Below are 18,690 nucleotides of genomic sequence, written 5' to 3' on the forward strand. Positions count from 1 at the left end.
CGCGTGGACGCCCGAGCCGACGGAGGAGAGGCGGGTGGCGGGCGGGATCCTGCTGCCGGCCGGTCCGCCGCCGCTCATGGTGCCCGCCGGCGCCTGCCCCGACCTGCACGGCTCTGCCTGCACCGGCCCGCGCTGTGCCGCCTTCCTCTGCGGCCTGCTCTTGCTCCGCCGCTCTCCTTTCTTCCGTCGCGTCGGCGATCGACCTCACGGCGGAGCCCTCACGGAGCCCGGCGGGGTCCAGCCGTGTCCGACCGGACGGACCCCCGATGGGGACCGAGTGTCAGTGGGGCGTGGCAGGATCGGGGGCGTGGCAGAGACAGCATCGAAGCAGACCGAAAACAACCCCGGCGGCAGCCGGCCCCGCCTGATGCTCATGGACGGGCACTCGCTGGCCTACCGTGCGTTCTTCGCGCTGCCCGCGGAGAACTTCACGACCGCGACGGGCCAGCCGACGAACGCGATCTACGGCTTCGCGTCGATGCTGGCCAACACGCTGCGCGACGAGGCGCCCACGCACTTCGCCGTGGCCTTCGACGTGTCCCGCAAGACCTGGCGCTCGCAGGAGTTCACCGAGTACAAGGCGAACCGCTCCAAGACCCCGGACGAGTTCAAGGGCCAGGTCGAGCTGATCGGCGAGCTGCTCGACGCGATGCATGTCTCGCGGTTCGCCATCGACGGCTTCGAGGCCGACGACGTGATCGCCACGCTCGCCACCCAGGCCGAGGCCGACGGCTTCGAGGTGCTGATCGTCACAGGTGACCGCGACTCCTTCCAGCTGGTCAGCGAGCACACCACGGTGCTGTATCCGACGAAGGGCGTCTCCGAGCTGACCCGCTTCACCCCGGAGAAGGTCTTCGAGAAGTACGGACTGACGCCCGCCCAGTACCCCGACTTCGCGGCCCTGCGCGGCGACCCGTCCGACAACCTTCCGGGCATCCCCGGCGTCGGCGAGAAGACGGCGGCGAAGTGGATCAACCAGTTCGGCTCGTTCGCGGAGCTCGTCGAGCGCGTCGAGGAGGTCAAGGGCAAGGCGGGGCAGAACCTCCGCGACCACCTGGAGGCCGTCAAGCTCAACCGCCGGCTGACCGAGCTCGAGCGCAACGTCGAGCTGCCCAAGACCGTCGCCGACGTCGCGCGCGTGCCGTACGACCGCAAGGCCGTCGCGATGATCCTGGACACCTTGGAGATCCGTAACCCCTCCCTGCGCGAGCGGCTCTTCGGCGTCGACCCCGGAGCCGAGGAGGCCGAGGCCACCCCGATCTCGACCGACGGTGTGGAGCTGGACGGCTCCGTGCTCGGCACCGGCGAGCTGTCCCCCTGGCTCGCCGAGCACGGCGGCGGGCTCCTCGGCGTGGCCACCGTCGACACCTGGGCGCTCGGCACCGGCTCGGTCGCCGAGGTCGCCCTCGCCGCGGCCGACGGCGCGGCCGGCTGGTTCGACCCGGCGCAGCTGGACGAGGCCGACGAGAAGGCGTTCGCGGGCTGGCTGTCCGACGCCGCCAAGCCGAAGGTCTTCCACAACGCCAAGGGCGCGATGCGGGTCTTCGCCGAGCACGGCTGGAGCATCGAGGGCGTCCGCATGGACACCGCGCTCGCCGCCTACCTGGTCAAGCCGGGCCGCCGCTCCTTCGATCTGGACGCGCTGTCCCTGGAGTACCTGCACCGCGAGCTGGCCCCGGCCGCCGCGGCCGACGGCCAGCTGGCCTTCGGCGCGGACGACGGCGCCGAGGCCGAGGCGCTGATGATCCAGGCCCGCGCGGTCCTCGACCTGGGCGAGGCCTTCGAGAGCCGTCTGGAGGAGGTCGGCGCCGCGGACCTCCTCCGCGACATGGAGCTGCCGACCTCCGCCCTGCTGGCCCGCATGGAGCGGCACGGCATCGCGGCCGACCGGCCCCACCTGGAGGCCATGGAGCAGATGTTCGCGGGCGCCGTGCAGCAGGCCGTGAAGGAGGCGCACGCGGCGGCCGGGCACGAGTTCAACCTGGGCTCGCCCAAGCAGCTCCAGGAGGTCCTCTTCGGCGAACTCGCCCTGCCCAAGACGAAGAAGACGAAGACGGGTTACACGACGGACGCCGACGCCCTGGCCTGGCTCGCCACGCAGACCGACAACGAACTGCCGGTCATCATGCTCCGTCACCGGGAACAGGCGAAGCTGCGCGTCACCGTCGAGGGCCTGATCAAGACGATCGCGACCGACGGCCGCATCCACACCACGTTCAACCAGACGGTCGCGGCGACCGGCCGCCTCTCCTCGACGGACCCGAACCTGCAGAACATCCCGGTCCGCACGGACGAGGGCCGGGCGATCCGCCGGGGCTTCGTCGTCGGCGAGGGCTTCGAGTCCCTGATGACCGCGGACTACAGCCAGATCGAACTGCGCGTGATGGCTCACCTGTCCGAGGACGAGGGCCTGATCGAGGCGTTCACCTCCGGTGAGGACCTGCACACCACGGCTGCCTCGCAGGTGTTCGCCGTGGAACCCGCCGCGGTGGACGCGGAGATGCGCCGCAAGATCAAGGCGATGTCGTACGGCCTGGCGTACGGTCTTTCGGCCTTCGGCCTCTCCCAGCAGCTCAACATCGATGTGGCCGAGGCGGGCGCGCTGATGGACGCCTACTTCAAGCGCTTCGGCGGGGTCCGTGACTACCTGCGCCGCGCCGTCGACGAGGCACGGTCGACGGGCTACACGGCGACGCTCTTCGGCCGCCGCCGCTACCTCCCCGACCTCAACAGCGACAACCGTCAGCGCCGCGAGGCGGCCGAGCGCATGGCCCTCAACGCGCCCATCCAGGGCACGGCGGCGGACATCGTCAAGATCGCCATGCTCAACGTCGACCGGGCCCTGCGCGAGGAGAACCTCACCTCCCGCATGCTGCTCCAGGTCCACGACGAAATCGTCCTGGAAATCGCCCCCGGCGAACGCGAGGCGGCGGAGGCCCTGGTCCGCCGGGAAATGTCCAACGCGGTCCACCTCAGGGTCCCGCTGGGCGTCTCGGTCGGCTCGGGCCCCGACTGGGAGTCGGCAGCGCACTAGCCTCCGGCGGTAGAGCCACTTCTCGATGCCGGGCCAGGTCCCCGACCGGCCCGGCATCGGGGCTTTTTGATGGGGGGACTGCAACGCCCTCCAAGGGGCGCGGGGCTGTGTCGATATGCGGCTCCGCCGCGTGGGCGCGACCAGCCACACACCACCCGCAGCCCCGAGAACCACCGCAACCCGGCACACGCAGGGGCCCCCGCCCCACCCCGGAGGGCCCGTCACTCTCGTGGCCCCCGCAAAAGCGCCCCCGCCCCCCGCTGCCCGTAAAGATGGCGGGCATGGGTATACGCACGCTCAACCGCCGGACGACCCCGGCACCGGCGAACGCGACCACCGCAGGCGACGCCCCCTCCACAGCGCCCGCGGCCCCACCCTTCGCCGCCGGCGCCGGCACAGCCCGCATCCCCACCGACCCGATGCGCACCCTGCGGCACACGGCGGCAGCCCTCTGGCACCGCCTCCCGCACCGCGCACAGGACTGGGCCGAGCTCACCCGCAGCTACCTGGCCCTGGCCCGCACCCTGCTCCCACGGCCCCGCCCCGTCCGCATCGTCACCGTGTTCGTCGCGACCGCCGGCACCCTCACCGAGCCGCAGGCCGGCTCGGCTCCCGACCGGCCTCGCCCGCATCCGCATCCGAATCCGCACCCGAACCACCGGGGCCCAGGACCGGACGCCACACCCTGACCGCCACGGCGTACAGCAGCAACCCGAGCACGAGCCCCGCGCCCGCCCCGAAGCACAGCGTCGGAATCAGCTCCCAGTACTTCGCGGTCGACCCCCAGTACTCCCACCAGCGCGCCGCCCGCCGCACCGCCGCCACCACGGCCGGCCCACCGATCACCGCACCGGCCAGCCACCGGTCCCGTACCGAAAGGACCGGAACCCCGACCGGCGCGGCCGCGGGAGTCCGCCGTAGCGCCACGACCACGAACGCGGCGATGACGACCGCGGCGACCGCCGAACCGCCGTACTGCAGATACCAGTACAGCGGCGACCCCGCGATCTCCTCGCCGAGGACGGGAAACAGCCGCATCCCCCAGCGGTCGAGATGCGTGAACGCGTCCCACACGACATGCGTCAGCGATCCGAGCGCGGCCGAGACGTACCACCGCACCGCGAGCGAAGGGCGTACGCGCGCGCGTGGCGCCCCGCAGCGCAGCAGCGTGGCCGGCCGGGCCTGTCGCCGTACCGGCAGCAGCGCCACCAGCGGCTCGCGCAGCAGCAGCCACAGGCCCACCAGCGCCCAGGCAACCACCACATCGACGGTGAACACGCCCGCGAACGAGTGCGTGACATCGCCGAACTCCATCGCCTCGGGCAGGACACTCGCCGCGTAATAGGTCATGTCGGGAGAGAAGGAACCCGCCACCAGTACGGCCGGTACCAGAGCGCCGCGGCCGGTTCCGTCGGTGCGTACGGCGGGCAGTACGGCCGCCGCATGGCTGAGCGTGAACGGCAACGGTGCTCCTTGTTCGGGGTGTTGAGGGGGCGTTCGGCCCCGGGTCGTCGGCGAAGCCAGTATGCGCGACGTCCGATGGACGGACCGCACATGGCCAACTGGTAAAAATCGGGCACCAACGGGTGCCCCTGCAAAGGAAGTTGTCGTAGGGTCGCCTGGGTCACCGTGCCGGGGGAACGCGGCCGAACGGATGAACAGCGACGGAAAGCGTGCCGCGAGGGCAACTGTCGCGGCGAGTCGATCGTCACTACAGGGGCGAGCACGACACGGCGAGCCCGACAGACAGAGGCGGGCGCTCGGGCGTCCACGGGAGGGGTCCATTTCATGGCGGCGCAATTCGGCAGGCTCCGCAAGGGCGCGGTGAACACCACGGTGGCCGCGGTCGTGGTCGCGGCACTGGCCGCCTCCCAGGCTCCGGGAGTGACGACCGACGACGCCGGCAGAAGGGTCACCACCGGAACCCAGCCCTCCGCGGACACGCCCGCCGAGGAGAGCGCGACCGGCAACTCGCCGTACTACACGGACCTGCCGCCGCTCAACAGCCCCAGCCCCTCGCCGGGCACCACCACGCCCGTGACCCCGGCCGCCGGCGAGGCGGGCATCCCCGCGACCGTCCTGGACGCCTACAAGAAGGCCGAGGCGGCGCTCCGGGAGGCCAAGCCCGGCTGCAACCTGCCGTGGGAACTCCTCGCCGCCATCGGCAAGGTCGAGTCCGGCCAGGCCCGCGGCGGCCGCGTCGACGCCAACGGCGACACGACCTCCCCGATCCTCGGCCCGCAGCTCAACGGCAACGGTTTCGCGAACATCAGTGACACCGACGGCGGCGCCTACGACGGCGACAGCTCGTACGACCGTGCCGTCGGCCCCATGCAGTTCATCCCCTCAACCTGGGCCTGGGCCGGCCGCGACGGCAACGGCGACGGGGAGAAGAACCCCAACAACATCTACGACGCCGCGCTCGCCGCCGCCCACTACCTGTGCCGCTACGGCTGGGACCTGTCCACCCAGGACGACCTCGACCGCGCGATCCTCAGCTACAACAACTCGCGGGACTACCTCAACCTCGTCCTGTCGTGGCTGGAGTACTACCGCAAGGGCACCCACGAGATCCCGGACGGCACCGGCACCCTCCCCTCCGACCGCAGCGACGACACGGCGGGCGCCAGCCCGACGCCGACGCCGACGACGCCCAGCACGCCGACGACCCCTTCGACGCCCTCGGCGCCGAGCACCCCCAAGCCCGGCGACAACGGCGGCTCCTCGAGCCCCAAGCCGACCCCGCCGACCACGACCCCGCCCAGCACCACGCCTCCCACCCCCACCGACATGGTGGACCACCTGGAGGACGCGGACACCGCCAAGCTCACCGCGATGGCCGGCGACACGTTCACCGAGAAAATCAGCACCCGCGCCGAGACCTCGGCCGGAAAGGGCATTCCCAAGGTCCGGGTCCGCTTCACGATCATCGGCGCCACCGACGCCACCTTCAGCACCGGCGAGAAGTACGCCACGACCCTCACCAACACCGCCGGTGAGGCCGTTGCGCCCGCGCTGAAGGCGGGCGAGAACACGGGCGAGTTCGTCGTCCGCGCCACCGTCGTGGGCCGCACGATCGCCGGCCTCGACTACACGGCCACGGTCACCGAGCGCGCCGCCGACACCCTGACCCGCACCAGCGACACCGCGCTGACCTGCACCCCGGGCGGCGAGTTCGCCGACCAGGTCGAGGTGAAGGCGACCTACAAGGGCGCCGTCGCGGACAAGGTCGCGGCCACCGCCACCCTCATCAAGTCGGCGGACGACCCGACCGAGAACGACAAGGGCCCCTACTTCAAGGACGCCGACGGCAAGACCGTACGCACTCTGACCGGCCTGACGACGGACGCGAACGGCTTGCTCAAGCTGCCGAAGCTGTACGCCGACGACACCACCGGCACGTTCCTGCTCCGCATCAACACCGCGGGCGGCGCGACACTGACCGTCGAGCTGAAGGTGGCGGCGGCCGGGACGTCGCCCAGCCCGACCCCGTCGGAGTCGACGTCCGGGTCGGCATCGCCGAGCCCCACCGCGTAGCCACCGCACGGCCCGACGCAGGGCGCCCTTCCGCCACGGCGGACCGGGCGCCCTTCGTTGTGTGTGCAACGTGTTCTCATCTCGCCCGCCCGTTGCTACGGTGCGGAACCTGACGATGTATCAGTTCCGCTGTCCTGAAGGTTCCGTCCGTCGGGAGGCAGGCATGCGCGCCCTGATCGCCGCCGCGACCGGTCTCGCCGTCGCGCTCGCCCTCGTGTTCACCCTCACAGCGCTCGGCGGCCCGGCGGGCGAGACATCGCCCAAGCCGTTGCTGACAACAGTGCCCGCACACCCGTAACCGCGTCCGCCCGTCCGGGAGGGAGGCCGAGATGCGCCGCAAGGCCGGTCTGATCCTGCTCGCCCTCGCCGTGTTCTTCGCGGCACTGTCCCCGCTGCTGCGCTGGTACGCCTTCCCGCGCCTGGCCAAGATCCCGACGAACCAGTACCAGGACATGGTCCTGGAGGCGAAGGACGCGACCCTCCTCGACTACGGCACGATGCGGGCCCGCAAGGTCCCCAAGGTCACCATCGTGCAGACCCTGAAGGGCAACGTCGAAGCCTCGGAGAAGATCGAGAAGACGGCGGGGAAGGACGTGGTGGTCTGGGACGGCCTGTCCTATGTCGTCGGCCCCGACGGCAAGATGGTCTCCAGGATCCCCGAGCGCTACATCTTCGACGCCCACACCCAGGAACCCGTCCACGCCACCGGCGAGATGGTCGACGGCGACCCGGTGAGGCGGCAGGGCATCGAGTTCAAGTGGCCCTTCCTGACGGAGAAACGGGACTACGAGTACTTCGACGCACAGACCCGCACCAGCGCGCCCATCCACTACAAGGGCACCCAGGACTTCCGCGGCGTCGAGGTCTACTACTTCGAGCAGACCATCCCGTGGACCAAGGTGAAGTTCCCCAGGACGATGCCGGTCAAGGGCATCACACCGGAGTCGGTGGCCAAGACCGGCACCACCCGCTGGTACACCACCGTCCGCAAGTTCTGGGTCGAACCCCACACCGGCGCCCCCGTCTACGGGGAGGAGATCCACAAGGAGGAACTGCGCGGCGGCACCCTGCTCGGCGACCGCGACAAGGTGACGGCGTTCGCCGGCCACGTGAAGATGCGCGAGGACTACATCGACTACACGGTCGACCTGGTCAAGTCCAACCGCACCCTGGTCCTGCTGATGACGTCGTACCTGCCCTGGGGCTTCCTGACTCTGGGCGTGCTGCTCCTGTCCCTGTCCCTCTACCTTGAGGCACGCGGCCGCCGCCCCGGCGACCCCAGTCCGGCCCAGGACACCGAACCGGAACCGGTCACCGCCTGAGCCGGGCGTTGGTGTGCCGGGTCGGCTCGGCGGTCGCCGGGTCCTCGGGCCACGGGTGCTTGGGATAACGGCCGCGCAACTCCGCCCGTACGCCCTTGTAGCCGTCCTTCCAGAAGGAGGCGAGGTCGGCGGTGACGGCGGCGGGGCGCCCGGCGGGGGAGAGGAGATGGACCAGCAGCGGCACCCCGGCGACCGACGGCGACTCGTGCAGCCCGAACATCTCCTGCAACTTCACGGCGAGCACGGGCTGTTCGGGGTTGCCGTAGTCGATCCGGATCCTGGACCCACTCGGTACGGCGATCCGCTCCGGCGCGAGCTCGTCCAGCCGCCCGGCGTCGCCCGAGGCCCACGGGAGCAGCCGGGCGAGCGCCTGACCGGCATCGATCCGGGCGAGGTCGGCCCGCCGCCGGGCCCGGCTCAGCTCGGGCTCCAGCCACTCGTCCACGCGCGCGTGGAGCGCGTCGTCGGACACGTCGGGCCAGGGCTCGCCGCGGTGCAGGCGCAGAAACGCGAGCCGCTGCCGCAGAACGCCGGCGTCTGGGGACCAGCGCAACAGGCCGAGCCCTTCCTGCCGGAGGCCTTCGAGGAGAGCATCGCGTACGAGTACGGGGTCGGCGTCCGTCAGGGGCCGCGCCGCGAGCTCGATCGCCCCGAGCCGTTCGACCCGCCGGGCGACGACATCCCCGTCCGCCCAGTGCACCTCCTGGCCCTCCTCGTACAGCGAGGCCGCCGCCGACCGGGCCACATCCTCGTCCACGACGGCGGCGAGCTGCACGCGCGCGTGCCCCTTGCCGACGGGCCGGTCCGCGACGGCCACGGCAATCCACGGGGCACCGCGCAGGGGGCTGCCGTCACCGAGTGCGGCGCGGGTGCCGGAGGCCATGAGGTAGGAACCGCCGTCGAGCTTCGCGACGCGCTCCGGGAACGCGAGGGCGGCGACGAGGCCCACGCTGCGGTCGTCCGCGTCCTGCGCCGGCGTGCTCTCGCCGCTCGCGCGCAACCGCCGTACCTCCGCACGCCAGCGCCCCGCGTAGGCGTCACCGCCACGCCGAGCCGCCCGCAGAGCGGCGGCCAGATCGTCCCCGTACTCCCTCGGGGCCTCCTCGCTCAGCAGTGCGACCACCTCGGCACCCGCACCGGATGTGTCCAGCAGCGCCCGCCCCAATCGGGGATGCAGCCCCAGCCGGGCCAGCGCGCCGCCCCGCTCCGTGGCCCGCCCGTCCGAGTCCACCGCACCGATGGCCGTCAGTACGCTCCTCGCCGCCGCCATCGCCCCGCCCTGCGGCGGATCCAGCAGGGCCAGCCCGGTGGCCTCCGGATCGCCCCAGCAGGCCGCCTGCAGCGCGAACGCCGTCAGGTCGGCCACCTTGATCTCCGGCGACGGAAAACGCGGCAGACGCGCGTCCTCGGCCTCCGCCCAGCAGCGGTACACCGCACCCGGCGCCTCACGCCCGGCCCGCCCCGCCCGCTGCCGCCCGGCCGCCTGCGAGGCCCGTACCGTCGTCAGCGCGCTCAACCCGCGCGCGTGGTCGACGCGAGGCTCCCGCGCAAGGCCCGAGTCGACGACGACCCGCACACCGGGAACCGTCAGCGACGACTCGGCCACGGACGTCGCCAGCACCACCCGGCGCCGCTCCCCGCCCACCAGCACCGCGTCCTGCACGGCCGCCGACGCCCGCCCGTGCACCTGGAGCACCTCGACGTCCCCGAGGTCGCCCAGCTGCGCGGCCACCCGCGCGATCTCACCCACGCCCGGCAGGAAACACAGCACGGTCCCCCGCCCGCTCGGCCAGCGCCCGCCGTACCGTCGACGCCACATGCGTCAGCAGCGCCGGGTCGACCCGCATCCCGTGCGGCGGCCGCACAGGGCGCGTGGGCGGCGCCCACACCACCTCCACGGGATGCGACACGCCCTGCGCCTCGACCACCGGCGCGTCACCCAGCAGGCGCGCCCAGCCCTGCGCGTCCGTCGTCGCCGACGCGGCCACCAGCCGCAGCTCCGGCCGCAGCGTCTGCCGTACGTCCCACAGGAACGCCGCCACCGTGTCCGCGTCCAGATGCCGCTCGTGGCACTCGTCGAGCACCACGACGTCCACGCCCGCGAGCTCCTGATCACGCTGCAGCCGTTGCAACAGCACACCGGTCGTGACGACCTCCACGCGCGCGTGCCGCCCGACGACCCGTTCACCGCGCACGGTGTACCCGACGCTCTCGCCGACCTTCTCGCCCAGCAGCCACGCCATCCGCCGCGCGGCGGCCCGGGCCGCGATCCGCCGGGGCTCGGCGACGACGACCCGCCGGGCCGGTCCCTCGCCGAGCAGCCCCGCCAGGGCCGGCGGCACCAGGGTCGTCTTGCCGGTGCCGGGCGGCGCCACCAGCACGGCGGTGCCGTGACCCTCCAGAGCGTCCTTCAGGCAGGGCAGGGCACCGCGTACGGGCAGCGCGTCCAGGGCGTCGTAACGGATCACGCTCTCAGTCTCGTACGCACACGAAGATCGCCGTCCCCGGGATCAGGTTCCCGCGCAGCGGTGACCAGCCGCCCCACTCCGAGGTGTTCCAGGCCGGCCACTCCGGCTCGACCAGATCCACCAGCCTCAAGCCCGCCGCGACGACGTCCCGGACACGGTCGCCGAGCGTGCGGTGGTGCTCGACGTAGACCGCGCGGCCGTCGTCGTCCTGCTCGACGTACGGCGTGCGGTCGAAGTACGAGGCCGAGACGGACAGGCCCTCCGGGCCCGGCTCGTCGGCGAAGGCCCAGCGGATGGGGTGGGTGACCGAGAAGACGAAGCGCCCGCCCGGGCGCAGCACCCGCCGCACCTCGCTCAGCACCAGCACCGGATCGGCGACGAACGGCAGCGCGCCGTACGCCGAGCACGCCAGGTCGAAGGAGGCGTCGGCGAAGGGGAGGGCGCCCGCGTCGGCGCACACCAGGGGGAACGCGCTCCCGATGCGCAATGCGTGCTGGAGCTGGCGGTGGGAGATGTCCAGGGCGACCGGGCGGGCGCCCTGCGCGGCCAGCCAGCGCGAGCACTGCGCCGCGCCCGCGCCGATCTCCAGGACGTCCTTGCCCTTGAGGTCCTCCGGCGGGCCGAGCAGCTCGGCCTCCACCTCGTCCAGGCCCTCGGGACCCCATACGAAGCGGTCGTCGCCGAGGAAGGTGCCGTGCTCGATCTGGTACTCGTCCGCGTTGCGGTCCCACCAGCCCCGATTGGCGCGGGAACTCTCCGCGACACCGGCGTCGCGCCTGGTGGCCTCCGGTTCGAAGGAGGCGTCGGACGCGATCTCGGGCGATACGGGCTCTTGGATGATCGGCTCCCTCGTCGTACTCTTCCGTCACCTGAACGGCGCGGCCCCTCCCGGCGGTGTCAGGAAAGGGGCGCCCCTAGGCCTGCGCGGCCTCGAGGGACGCGATTTGTGCCGGGTATGGGGCGATCCGCCCCGGGTGTGCGCGTTCGCGCATTGACCATGTCCGGCTGCCCCCGTATGCTACAAGTTGCGCTGCGGGCCTGCGCACCTCAGACGTAGCAGGCTGCGCTCGCATCTGTTGTATGTCCCCTCGGTTGTCGAGGCGCCACCAGGATTTTCGAGTGGCGCTTCCTAGGCTGTCCGGCTTCTGCAGAGCGAAACGGGCTCCCGGCGTAAGCAGTACCTACGACTCAATGTCCGTACCGGAGCCCTTTCCCACATGACGAGCAGCACCGAGACCACCGCCACCACCCCGCAGGTAGCGGTCAACGACATCGGTAACGAGGAAGCCTTCCTCGCCGCGATCGACGAGACGATCAAGTACTTCAACGACGGCGACATCGTCGACGGCGTCATCGTGAAGGTCGACCGGGACGAGGTCCTGCTCGACATCGGTTACAAGACCGAAGGCGTTATCCCGAGCCGCGAGCTCTCGATCAAGCACGACGTCGACCCCAACGAGGTCGTCGCCGTCGGTGACGAGATCGAGGCCCTTGTCCTCCAGAAGGAGGACAAGGAAGGCCGCCTGATCCTCTCGAAGAAGCGCGCCCAGTACGAGCGTGCCTGGGGCACCATCGAGAAGATCAAGGAAGAGGACGGGATCGTCACCGGTACCGTCATCGAGGTCGTCAAGGGTGGTCTCATCCTCGACATCGGCCTCCGTGGCTTCCTCCCGGCCTCCCTGGTCGAGATGCGCCGCGTTCGCGACCTCCAGCCCTACGTGGGCAAGGAGCTCGAGGCCAAGATCATCGAGCTGGACAAGAACCGCAACAACGTGGTCCTGTCCCGCCGTGCCTGGCTGGAGCAGACCCAGTCCGAGGTCCGCCAGACGTTCCTCACCACCCTCCAGAAGGGTCAGGTCCGTTCGGGCGTCGTCTCCTCGATCGTCAACTTCGGTGCCTTCGTGGACCTGGGTGGCGTCGACGGTCTGGTCCACGTCTCCGAGCTGTCCTGGAAGCACATCGACCACCCCTCCGAGGTTGTCGAGGTCGGCCAGGAAGTCACCGTCGAGGTCCTCGACGTCGACATGGACCGCGAGCGTGTCTCCCTGTCGCTGAAGGCGACCCAGGAAGACCCGTGGCAGCAGTTCGCCCGGACCCACCAGATCGGTCAGGTCGTCCCGGGTAAGGTCACCAAGCTGGTTCCGTTCGGTGCGTTCGTCCGCGTGGACGAGGGCATCGAGGGTCTGGTCCACATCTCCGAGCTGGCCGAGCGCCACGTGGAGATCCCGGAGCAGGTCGTCCAGGTCAACGACGAGATCTTCGTCAAGGTCATCGACATCGACCTCGAGCGTCGTCGCATCAGCCTCTCGCTGAAGCAGGCCAACGAGTCCTTCGGTGCCGACCCGGCCTCGGTCGAGTTCGACCCGACCCTGTACGGCATGGCTGCCTCGTACGACGACCAGGGCAACTACATCTACCCCGAGGGCTTCGACCCCGAGACCAACGACTGGCTCGAGGGCTACGAGAAGCAGCGCGAGGAGTGGGAGCGCCAGTACGCCGAGGCGCAGACCCGCTTCGAGCAGCACCAGCAGCAGGTCATCAAGAGCCGCGAGGCCGACGCTGCCGCTGCCGCCGAGGGTGGCGACACCGCGGGTGCGGCTCCGGCCGCGGGTGGCGGTTCGTACTCCTCCGAGGGTGCGGACACCTCCGGTGCGCTGGCTTCGGACGAGGCGCTTGCCGCGCTTCGCGAGAAGCTGGCCGGCGGCCAGAGCTGAACGCTGGCCGCTGAGGCTTAGCCGTTAGCTGAGGGGCCGTACCTTTCGAGGTGCGGCCCTTTGGCGTGCTCGGGGGCTTTGTCGTTCGTCTGCGGCGCGGTCGTGGCTGGTCGCGCCCGCGCGGCGGAGCCGCATATCGATACAGCCCCGCGCCCCTTGAGGCGTTGCCCAAGCCGGCAAGATCAATGAGCCCCTCCCTCCGGGAATGCCCACGCCCGTAAGGGCGTTGTCACGTACGGACACGAGGAGGAGCGGTCACAGTGCTTGATCCGCAGGGTTTGTACGCATGGGAGCCGAAGGGGCTGGCCGTAGTCGACATGGCGCTGGCCCAGGAGTCGGCCGGTCTGGTCATGCTCTACCACTTCGACGGATACATCGACGCGGGCGAGACCGGCGACCAGATCGTCGACGGGCTTCTCGACTCGCTGCCCCACCAGGTCGTCGCCCGTTTCGACCACGACCGGCTGGTGGACTATCGCGCCCGCCGCCCGCTGCTGACGTTCAAGCGCGACCGCTGGAGCGACTACGAGGACCCCGCCATCGAGGTGCGGCTCGTGCAGGACGCCACCGGCGCGCCCTTCCTGCTGCTGTCGGGGCCCGAGCCGGACGTGGAGTGGGAGCGCTTCGCCGGGGCCGTCAAGGAGATCGTGGAGCGGCTCGGGGTGCGCCTGTCGGTGAACTTCCACGGCATTCCCATGGGCGTCCCGCACACCCGCCCGGTCGGCCTCACCCCGCACGGCAACCGCACCGACCTCGTCCCGGGTCACCGCAGCCCCTTCGACGAGGCGCAGGTGCCCGGCAGCGCCGAGTCCCTCATCGAGTACCGGCTGATGGAGGCCGGGCACGACGTGCTCGGTGTCGCCGCGCACGTACCGCACTACATCGCCCGCTCCCCGTACCCCGACGCGGCGCTGACCGTCCTGGAGGCCGTCACCGCGGCCACCGGGCTCGTCCTGCCCGGCATCGCGCACTCCCTGCGCACCGAGGCCCACCGCACGCAGAACGAGATCGACCGCCAGATCCGCGAGGGCGACGAGGAGCTCACCAACCTGGTCGAGGGCCTGGAGCACCAGTACGACGCCGTCGCCGGCGCCGAGACCCGCGGCAACATGCTCGCCGAGCCCGTGGACATCCCGTCGGCGGACGAGATCGGCCGCGAGTTCGAGCGCTTCCTGGCGGAGCGGGAGGGCGACGGCTGAGACGCCGGGGCCCTGGGCCGGTCCTGCCGGGTGCGCTGTCGGTGGCAGGGCCTAAGCTTTCGGTCATGCTGAAGGTGGGCCTGACCGGCGGGATCGGTGCCGGTAAGAGCGAGGTGTCGCGGCTGCTCGTCGAGTGCGGGGCCGTGCTGATCGACGCGGACCGTATCGCGCGCGAGGTCGTCGCGCCCGGCACCGCCGGTCTCGCCGCCGTCGTCGAGGCCTTCGGGGAGGAGGTGCTCGCCGGGGACGGCAGCCTGGACCGGCCCAAGCTGGGCTCGATCGTCTTCGCCGACCCGGACCGGCTCGCCGTACTGAACTCGATCGTGCACCCCCTCGTCGGCGCCCGCTCCCGTGAGCTCGAGGAGAGCGCCGCCGACGACGCCGTCGTCGTGCACGACGTCCCGCTCCTCACCGAGAACGGCCTCGCTCCGCTGTACGACGTCGTGGTCGTCGTCGACGCCAGTCCCGAGACCCAGCTCGACCGGCTGGTCCGGCTGCGCGGTATGACCGAGGAGGACGCACGCGCGCGGATGGCCGCGCAGGCGACGCGGGAGAAGCGGCTGGAGATCGCGGACGTCGTCATCGACAACGACGTGCCGCTGGATGTGCTTCAACGGCGGGTCAAGGACGTCTGGGACGAACTCGTGCGCCGAGCCCATGGGGACATACGGGGTTCTCACTAGGCGCAGGGGAGCCCACGGTCCCGGTCGCCCCAGGAATAGCGGCGCGCCGGTCGCGCGTTGAACTCCTCCAGTGAGGGAAGGACTTTGCCGTGCCCGAGACCAGCGGTTCGACCGGACGTACTCCGGAGACGCATGTCATCGACTTCCGCGCCGCCGAGCAACTGCTCGCCGCGCGAGACCCGCGGGGCGCGGTGAAGCTGCTCGACGGGGTCATCGCCGCGCACCCGGAGAACACCGCCGCCCGGCTGCTGCGCGCGCGTGCCTTCTTCGCCGCCGCCCAACTACGGCCCGCCGAGCTGGAGTTCACGATCGTCCTGGAGCGCGAGCCGGACAACGCGTTCGCGCACTTCGCGCTCGCCCGCACCTACGAGCGCCAGGCCAGACACGATCAGGCCAAGCGGCACTTCCGGCTGGCCGCCGCGCTCGATCCGAACCCGCGTTACCTCAAGGCGGCACGGTTCGACGGGTGAGCGGCGACGGCGGCCGACCGGGGATGACGGCTCTCCGGTGCGGCTAGGGGTAGCGGCTCCCCGGCGGAGGCGGCCGGTACGGGCGGTCCTCGGGCGGGCGATACGGCGGTATGTCGCGGCCCGGCTGGTAGTGCGGGCCCTGGCGGATGTGCCTGAGGACCATGACCATGTCGACCATGATCACCAGCCACAGCACACCGCAGGCCACCGCCCAGCCGGGACGGCCCGCGAGCGCGAACGCGACGGTGCCGAAGACCGCCCAGGCCACGCCCCACACGCACAGCCAGAAGCGGGCCCGCAGCGCACTGCGCGCTGTCGCAGGTTCACTGCCCGTACGCATCGGAAATCACCACTCCTCTCTGAAACGTACTCCTCGTACTCCTCGCAGGGGGCCCCGTGCTGCCGGACACCGATGAACTGGCCGAGATGCTGCTCGACCTCCAGGTACCCCACGAGGACATCAACGACCTCGTGCGGATGGCCCGACGGGTGACGGACGACCCGGAGCTGAGGCAGTTCCTGGAGCGGTCCGTCGACGAGCTCGTCCGGGGCATGGGGGAGGTCGGCGGCGCCGTCGACCTGCCGGACCTCGACTGGGCGTCGGGACCCTTGCAGCGCTGCTTCCCGGTGTACGTCTTCGTCGCGGCGCTGCCCGCCACGCGCGCGTACCACCGCGAGCGAGGCGTCCCGGCCGATGTCTCCCGGCGCACCCTCGCCGATCTCGGGCGGAACATGGCCGTGTACCGCCGGCGGTACGGGCGGGCGGGAGTGCAGGCTCCGTGGTGGCTGACCCATCACTTCCGCGGCGAGCTGTACCAGCTGGGGCGGTTGCAGTTCGAGCGGGCGCGGCTCGGGCGGCGGACGGGGACCGCGCTCGCGGCGGCCGGGCTTGACGTGGGTCCGGACTCGCCCTGCCTCAACCTGCACATACCCGACTTCCACGGGCCGCTGACGCCGGCCTGTGTCGACCGGTCGCTGGCGCTGGCCCGGGAGTTCTTCCCACTGCACTTTCCCGAGGAGCGCCACCGGGTGATGACCTGCCAGTCCTGGTTGCTGGACCCACAGCTCAGGAAGTACCTGCCCGAGGACTCCAACATCGTCCGGTTCCAGGAGCGCTTCCGTATCACCCGCGCGGAAACGGAGCCGGCCGACACCGAGCCGGTCCAATTCGTCTTCGGCGACCCGGAGTTGCCGATCGGGGGCCTGCCGCGCCGCACGGCGGTCGAGCGGGCCGTCGGGGACCATCTGCGGGCGGGAGGTCACTGGTATGTCGGGCACGGGTGGATGCCGTTCGGCGACGGCGCGTGAAATCCCTTCGGAATTCCGTGGCGCCGGCGATGAGTTCCGGCGCGAGCCCCGGTCTACCTCCGTGACAGCACCACGGACCACCGCTCACCAGGAGACCCCATGTCCGAGACCGCCGCTTCGGTCGCCACCGCCGCCTCCGCCCCGTCCGCCACGGTCATCGCCGAGTCCGCGACCCGGCGCGGTCGCCGGGCCCGTATCGCCCTGCGCGGCCTGCAGGTTCTCCTCGCGCTCTTCATGGGCATCGCGAGCGCTGTGCCCAAGCTGATCGCCCATTCCTCGGCCGCCGAGTCGTTCGACGAGCTCGGCTGGGGCAGCGTGGGCATGTACACCATCGGCGCCCTCGAACTGGCGGGAGCCATCGCCCTGTTGATCCCGGTGCTGCAGTCCCTGGCGGCCATGGCGTTCATCGCCCTGATGGTGGGCGCGTTCGTCGTTCAGGTCGCCGTCTTCGACGGACAGTACGCCGCGACACCGCTCATTCTGATGGTGCCGTTCGCCCTGATCGCCTGGGCACGACGGAGCTCCAATGCGGATCTTCTGCGGCTGGTACGACGACGCGCATGAGCCGACGGCACGGTTGGCGTCCGGCCCGGGCCTGCTCGGCCTGCCGGACGCCACCGCCATGGGGGAGTCACCGTCCGGGTGGCCGGCCCGCGCCGTCGCCCATGAGTCCGCGCAGGCGTTCCATCTCGCGGCGGTCCCGCTTGGTGGGCCGGCCCGCGCCCCGGTCGCGGATGCCGGCCGGGGCGACGGCCTCGCGCGGCGGGGGAGGGGGCGAGTTGTCGACGTAGCACTGGGCCGCGACGGGCGCGCCGACCCGTTTGCGGATGAGCCGCCTGACGATGACGACCCGTTCCCGGTTCTCCTGGCGCAGACGTACCTCGTCGCCGATGCGCAGGGTGTGGGAGGGCTTGACGTTCTGGCCGTTCACCCGCACGTGCCCGCCCTTGCAGGCGGTCGCGCCCAGAGAGCGGGTCTTGACCAGGCGTACGGCCCAGATCCAGCTGTCGATCCGCACGCTCTCGCCGTTCTGCGGACCGGCGGCCTCGGCGGCGGCCACGGCGGCGGCGTTCTTCGGGTCGACGGCCTGCTCGACCTGCCCCGCCTCCGGCCGCTGTCCCTCGGCCGTACCGCCGGCCTTCGCCTCGTCTTCCTCGGAAGCCATGCCTCGACCTTAGTCCCCGTACGGTGACCGTGGTCCCGTACGGGCGGAGGCGGCCGTACGGTGGAGCTGTGGACGCCCTCGCTGATCTCGACCGCCGGATCGCGGGCTGCCGGGCCTGTCCGCGGCTCGTCGACTGGCGAGAGGAGGTGGCCCGCACCAAGCGTGCCGCCTTCGCGGACCAGACGTACTGGGGCCGGCCGGTACCGGGCTTCGGTCCGCCGGACGCCCGGCTGCTGATCGTCGGGCTCGCGCCGGCCGCGCACGGGGGCAACCGCACCGGCCGGATGTTCACCGGGGACCGCTCCGGGGACGTGCTGTACCAGGCGCTGTATGACGTGGGCCTCGCCTCGCAGCCCACGTCGGTCGCCGTAGGGGACGGGCTGGAGCTGTACGGCGTCCGCGTCACGGCTCCCGTGCACTGCGCGCCGCCCGCCAACAAACCCACACCGGGGGAACGGGAGACCTGCCGGCCCTGGCTCGTGCAGGAGCTGAGGCTGCTGCGGCCGACGCTGCGGGCGGTCGTAGCACTCGGGGCCTTCGGCTGGCAGGCGACGCTGCCCGCGCTGGCGGAGGCGGGGTGGGGGGTGCCCCGGCCGCGGCCCGCGTTCGGGCATGGGGCTCGGGTGGCGTTGGACGGGCTGGAACTCCTCGGGTGCTTTCACGTCAGTCAGCGCAACACCTTCACCGGCCGGCTCACGCCCGCGATGCTGACGGAGGTGCTGGGTGCGGCGGCGGAGGCGGCCGGGCTGAAATGAGCGGGCGGGGTGGTCGTACGGAGGTTACGGTGCGT

Annotated in this window: 16 protein-coding genes and 1 pseudogene; 12 read left to right on the forward strand and 5 right to left on the reverse strand. The window is 71.5% G+C overall.

The window, feature by feature from the left end; all coding sequences use genetic code 11:
* The first annotated feature begins 307 nt into the window (after nucleotides 1-307).
* Nucleotides 308-3,034 (forward strand): DNA polymerase I, encoded by a 2,727-nt coding sequence (polA, locus tag IF78_RS0141545; RefSeq protein WP_031487875.1) that lies wholly within the window; start codon nucleotides 308-310, stop codon nucleotides 3,032-3,034.
* 281 nt (nucleotides 3,035-3,315) lie between these two features.
* Entirely contained in the window at nucleotides 3,316-3,723 is a 408-nt protein-coding gene (locus IF78_RS0141550; RefSeq protein ID WP_031487876.1) for a hypothetical protein, read from the forward strand.
* Here IF78_RS0141550 and IF78_RS0141555 read toward each other — a convergent pair.
* On the reverse strand, nucleotides 3,620-4,498 hold the full coding sequence (locus IF78_RS0141555) for a DUF4184 family protein (RefSeq protein WP_031487877.1): 879 nt from the start codon (nucleotides 4,496-4,498) through the stop codon (nucleotides 3,620-3,622). The genes IF78_RS0141550 and IF78_RS0141555 overlap by 104 nt on opposite strands.
* 324 nt (nucleotides 4,499-4,822) lie before the next feature.
* Between IF78_RS0141555 and IF78_RS0141560 the strand changes: the two genes are divergently transcribed.
* The 3 genes from IF78_RS0141560 to pgfA all read left to right on the forward strand — a co-directional run bounded on the left by IF78_RS0141560 (nucleotide 4,823) and on the right by pgfA (nucleotide 7,893).
* Entirely contained in the window at nucleotides 4,823-6,571 is a 1,749-nt protein-coding gene (locus tag IF78_RS0141560; protein ID WP_031487878.1) for a lytic transglycosylase domain-containing protein, read from the forward strand.
* Nucleotides 6,572-6,734: 163 nt separating this feature from the next.
* Nucleotides 6,735-6,869, forward strand: coding sequence for an SPW_0924 family protein (locus IF78_RS48155; RefSeq protein ID WP_107050126.1), 135 nt, complete (start codon nucleotides 6,735-6,737; stop codon nucleotides 6,867-6,869).
* Between the two features lie 31 nt (nucleotides 6,870-6,900).
* Nucleotides 6,901-7,893 (forward strand): cell envelope lipid trafficking protein PgfA, encoded by a 993-nt coding sequence (gene pgfA, locus IF78_RS0141570; protein ID WP_031487879.1) that lies wholly within the window; start codon nucleotides 6,901-6,903, stop codon nucleotides 7,891-7,893.
* Here the strand turns inward: pgfA and hrpB are convergent.
* Both hrpB and IF78_RS0141580 read right to left on the reverse strand, forming a co-directional pair.
* Nucleotides 7,883-10,361 (reverse strand): annotated as a pseudogene (gene hrpB, locus IF78_RS44580) (ATP-dependent helicase HrpB). The gene pgfA and the pseudogene hrpB sit on opposite strands and share 11 nt — an antisense overlap.
* A gap of 4 nt (nucleotides 10,362-10,365) precedes the next feature.
* Nucleotides 10,366-11,202, reverse strand: a complete 837-nt coding sequence (locus IF78_RS0141580; RefSeq protein WP_078662807.1) for a class I SAM-dependent methyltransferase — start codon at nucleotides 11,200-11,202, stop codon at nucleotides 10,366-10,368.
* A 376-nt stretch (nucleotides 11,203-11,578) separates the two neighbouring features.
* On the opposite strand from IF78_RS0141580, the gene rpsA reads away from it, so the two are divergent.
* The 4 genes from rpsA (at nucleotide 11,579) to IF78_RS0141600 (ending at nucleotide 15,427) form a co-directional block, all read left to right on the forward strand.
* The gene (rpsA, locus tag IF78_RS0141585; protein WP_031487881.1) at nucleotides 11,579-13,075 is read left to right on the forward strand and encodes a 30S ribosomal protein S1; all 1,497 of its coding nucleotides are present in this window, start codon (nucleotides 11,579-11,581) and stop codon (nucleotides 13,073-13,075) included.
* Nucleotides 13,076-13,335: 260 nt separating this feature from the next.
* Nucleotides 13,336-14,274 carry a PAC2 family protein gene (locus IF78_RS0141590; protein ID WP_031487882.1) on the forward strand — a complete coding sequence of 313 codons (939 nt, stop codon included), beginning with the start codon at nucleotides 13,336-13,338 and terminating at the stop codon, nucleotides 14,272-14,274.
* A gap of 65 nt (nucleotides 14,275-14,339) precedes the next feature.
* Nucleotides 14,340-14,957, forward strand: coding sequence for a dephospho-CoA kinase (gene coaE / locus IF78_RS0141595; protein WP_031487883.1), 618 nt, complete (start codon nucleotides 14,340-14,342; stop codon nucleotides 14,955-14,957).
* 89 nt (nucleotides 14,958-15,046) lie between these two features.
* Nucleotides 15,047-15,427: a tetratricopeptide repeat protein gene (locus IF78_RS0141600; protein WP_031487884.1), complete on the forward strand. Its 381-nt coding sequence runs from the start codon at nucleotides 15,047-15,049 to the stop codon at nucleotides 15,425-15,427.
* Nucleotides 15,428-15,470: 43 nt separating this feature from the next.
* Here the strand turns inward: IF78_RS0141600 and IF78_RS0141605 are convergent, their stop codons facing one another.
* Nucleotides 15,471-15,767, reverse strand: a complete 297-nt coding sequence (locus IF78_RS0141605) for a DUF6343 family protein (RefSeq protein WP_051828654.1) — start codon at nucleotides 15,765-15,767, stop codon at nucleotides 15,471-15,473.
* Nucleotides 15,768-15,823: 56 nt separating this feature from the next.
* Between IF78_RS0141605 and IF78_RS0141610 the strand changes: the two genes are divergently transcribed.
* A complete protein-coding gene (locus IF78_RS0141610) occupies nucleotides 15,824-16,735 on the forward strand; it encodes an acyltransferase domain-containing protein (protein ID WP_031487886.1) in 912 nt (303 codons plus the stop codon).
* A gap of 99 nt (nucleotides 16,736-16,834) precedes the next feature.
* The gene (locus IF78_RS0141615) at nucleotides 16,835-17,299 is read left to right on the forward strand and encodes a DoxX family protein (RefSeq protein ID WP_031487887.1); all 465 of its coding nucleotides are present in this window, start codon (nucleotides 16,835-16,837) and stop codon (nucleotides 17,297-17,299) included.
* A 67-nt stretch (nucleotides 17,300-17,366) separates the two neighbouring features.
* Here the strand turns inward: IF78_RS0141615 and IF78_RS0141620 are convergent, their stop codons facing one another.
* The gene (locus IF78_RS0141620) at nucleotides 17,367-17,900 is read right to left on the reverse strand and encodes an RNA-binding S4 domain-containing protein (protein WP_031487888.1); all 534 of its coding nucleotides are present in this window, start codon (nucleotides 17,898-17,900) and stop codon (nucleotides 17,367-17,369) included.
* Nucleotides 17,901-17,968: 68 nt separating this feature from the next.
* Here IF78_RS0141620 and IF78_RS0141625 point away from each other — a divergent pair, with 68 nt between their 5' ends.
* Nucleotides 17,969-18,655 (forward strand): uracil-DNA glycosylase, encoded by a 687-nt coding sequence (locus IF78_RS0141625; RefSeq protein WP_031487889.1) that lies wholly within the window; start codon nucleotides 17,969-17,971, stop codon nucleotides 18,653-18,655.
* Nucleotides 18,656-18,690 lie beyond the last annotated feature (35 nt).

The organism is Streptomyces bicolor (assembly GCF_000719285.1).
Taxonomy (GTDB): Bacteria; Actinomycetota; Actinomycetes; order Streptomycetales; family Streptomycetaceae; genus Streptomyces; species Streptomyces bicolor.

Excerpts from the sequence above, each read along its gene's own strand:
- IF78_RS0141605 (WP_051828654.1), bottom strand. The coding sequence starts at position 15,767 with ATGCGTACGGGCAGTGAACCTGCGACAGCGCGCAGTGCGCTGCGGGCC.
- pgfA (WP_031487879.1), top strand. The coding sequence starts at position 6,901 with ATGCGCCGCAAGGCCGGTCTGATCCTGCTCGCCCTCGCCGTGTTCTTC.
- rpsA (WP_031487881.1), top strand. The coding sequence starts at position 11,579 with ATGACGAGCAGCACCGAGACCACCGCCACCACCCCGCAGGTAGCGGTC.
- IF78_RS0141615 (WP_031487887.1), top strand. The coding sequence starts at position 16,835 with ATGTCCGAGACCGCCGCTTCGGTCGCCACCGCCGCCTCCGCCCCGTCC.
- coaE (WP_031487883.1), top strand. The coding sequence starts at position 14,340 with ATGCTGAAGGTGGGCCTGACCGGCGGGATCGGTGCCGGTAAGAGCGAG.
- IF78_RS0141560 (WP_031487878.1), top strand. The coding sequence starts at position 4,823 with ATGGCGGCGCAATTCGGCAGGCTCCGCAAGGGCGCGGTGAACACCACG.
- IF78_RS48155 (WP_107050126.1), top strand. The coding sequence starts at position 6,735 with ATGCGCGCCCTGATCGCCGCCGCGACCGGTCTCGCCGTCGCGCTCGCC.
- IF78_RS0141550 (WP_031487876.1), top strand. The coding sequence starts at position 3,316 with ATGGGTATACGCACGCTCAACCGCCGGACGACCCCGGCACCGGCGAAC.
- IF78_RS0141620 (WP_031487888.1), bottom strand. The coding sequence starts at position 17,900 with ATGGCTTCCGAGGAAGACGAGGCGAAGGCCGGCGGTACGGCCGAGGGA.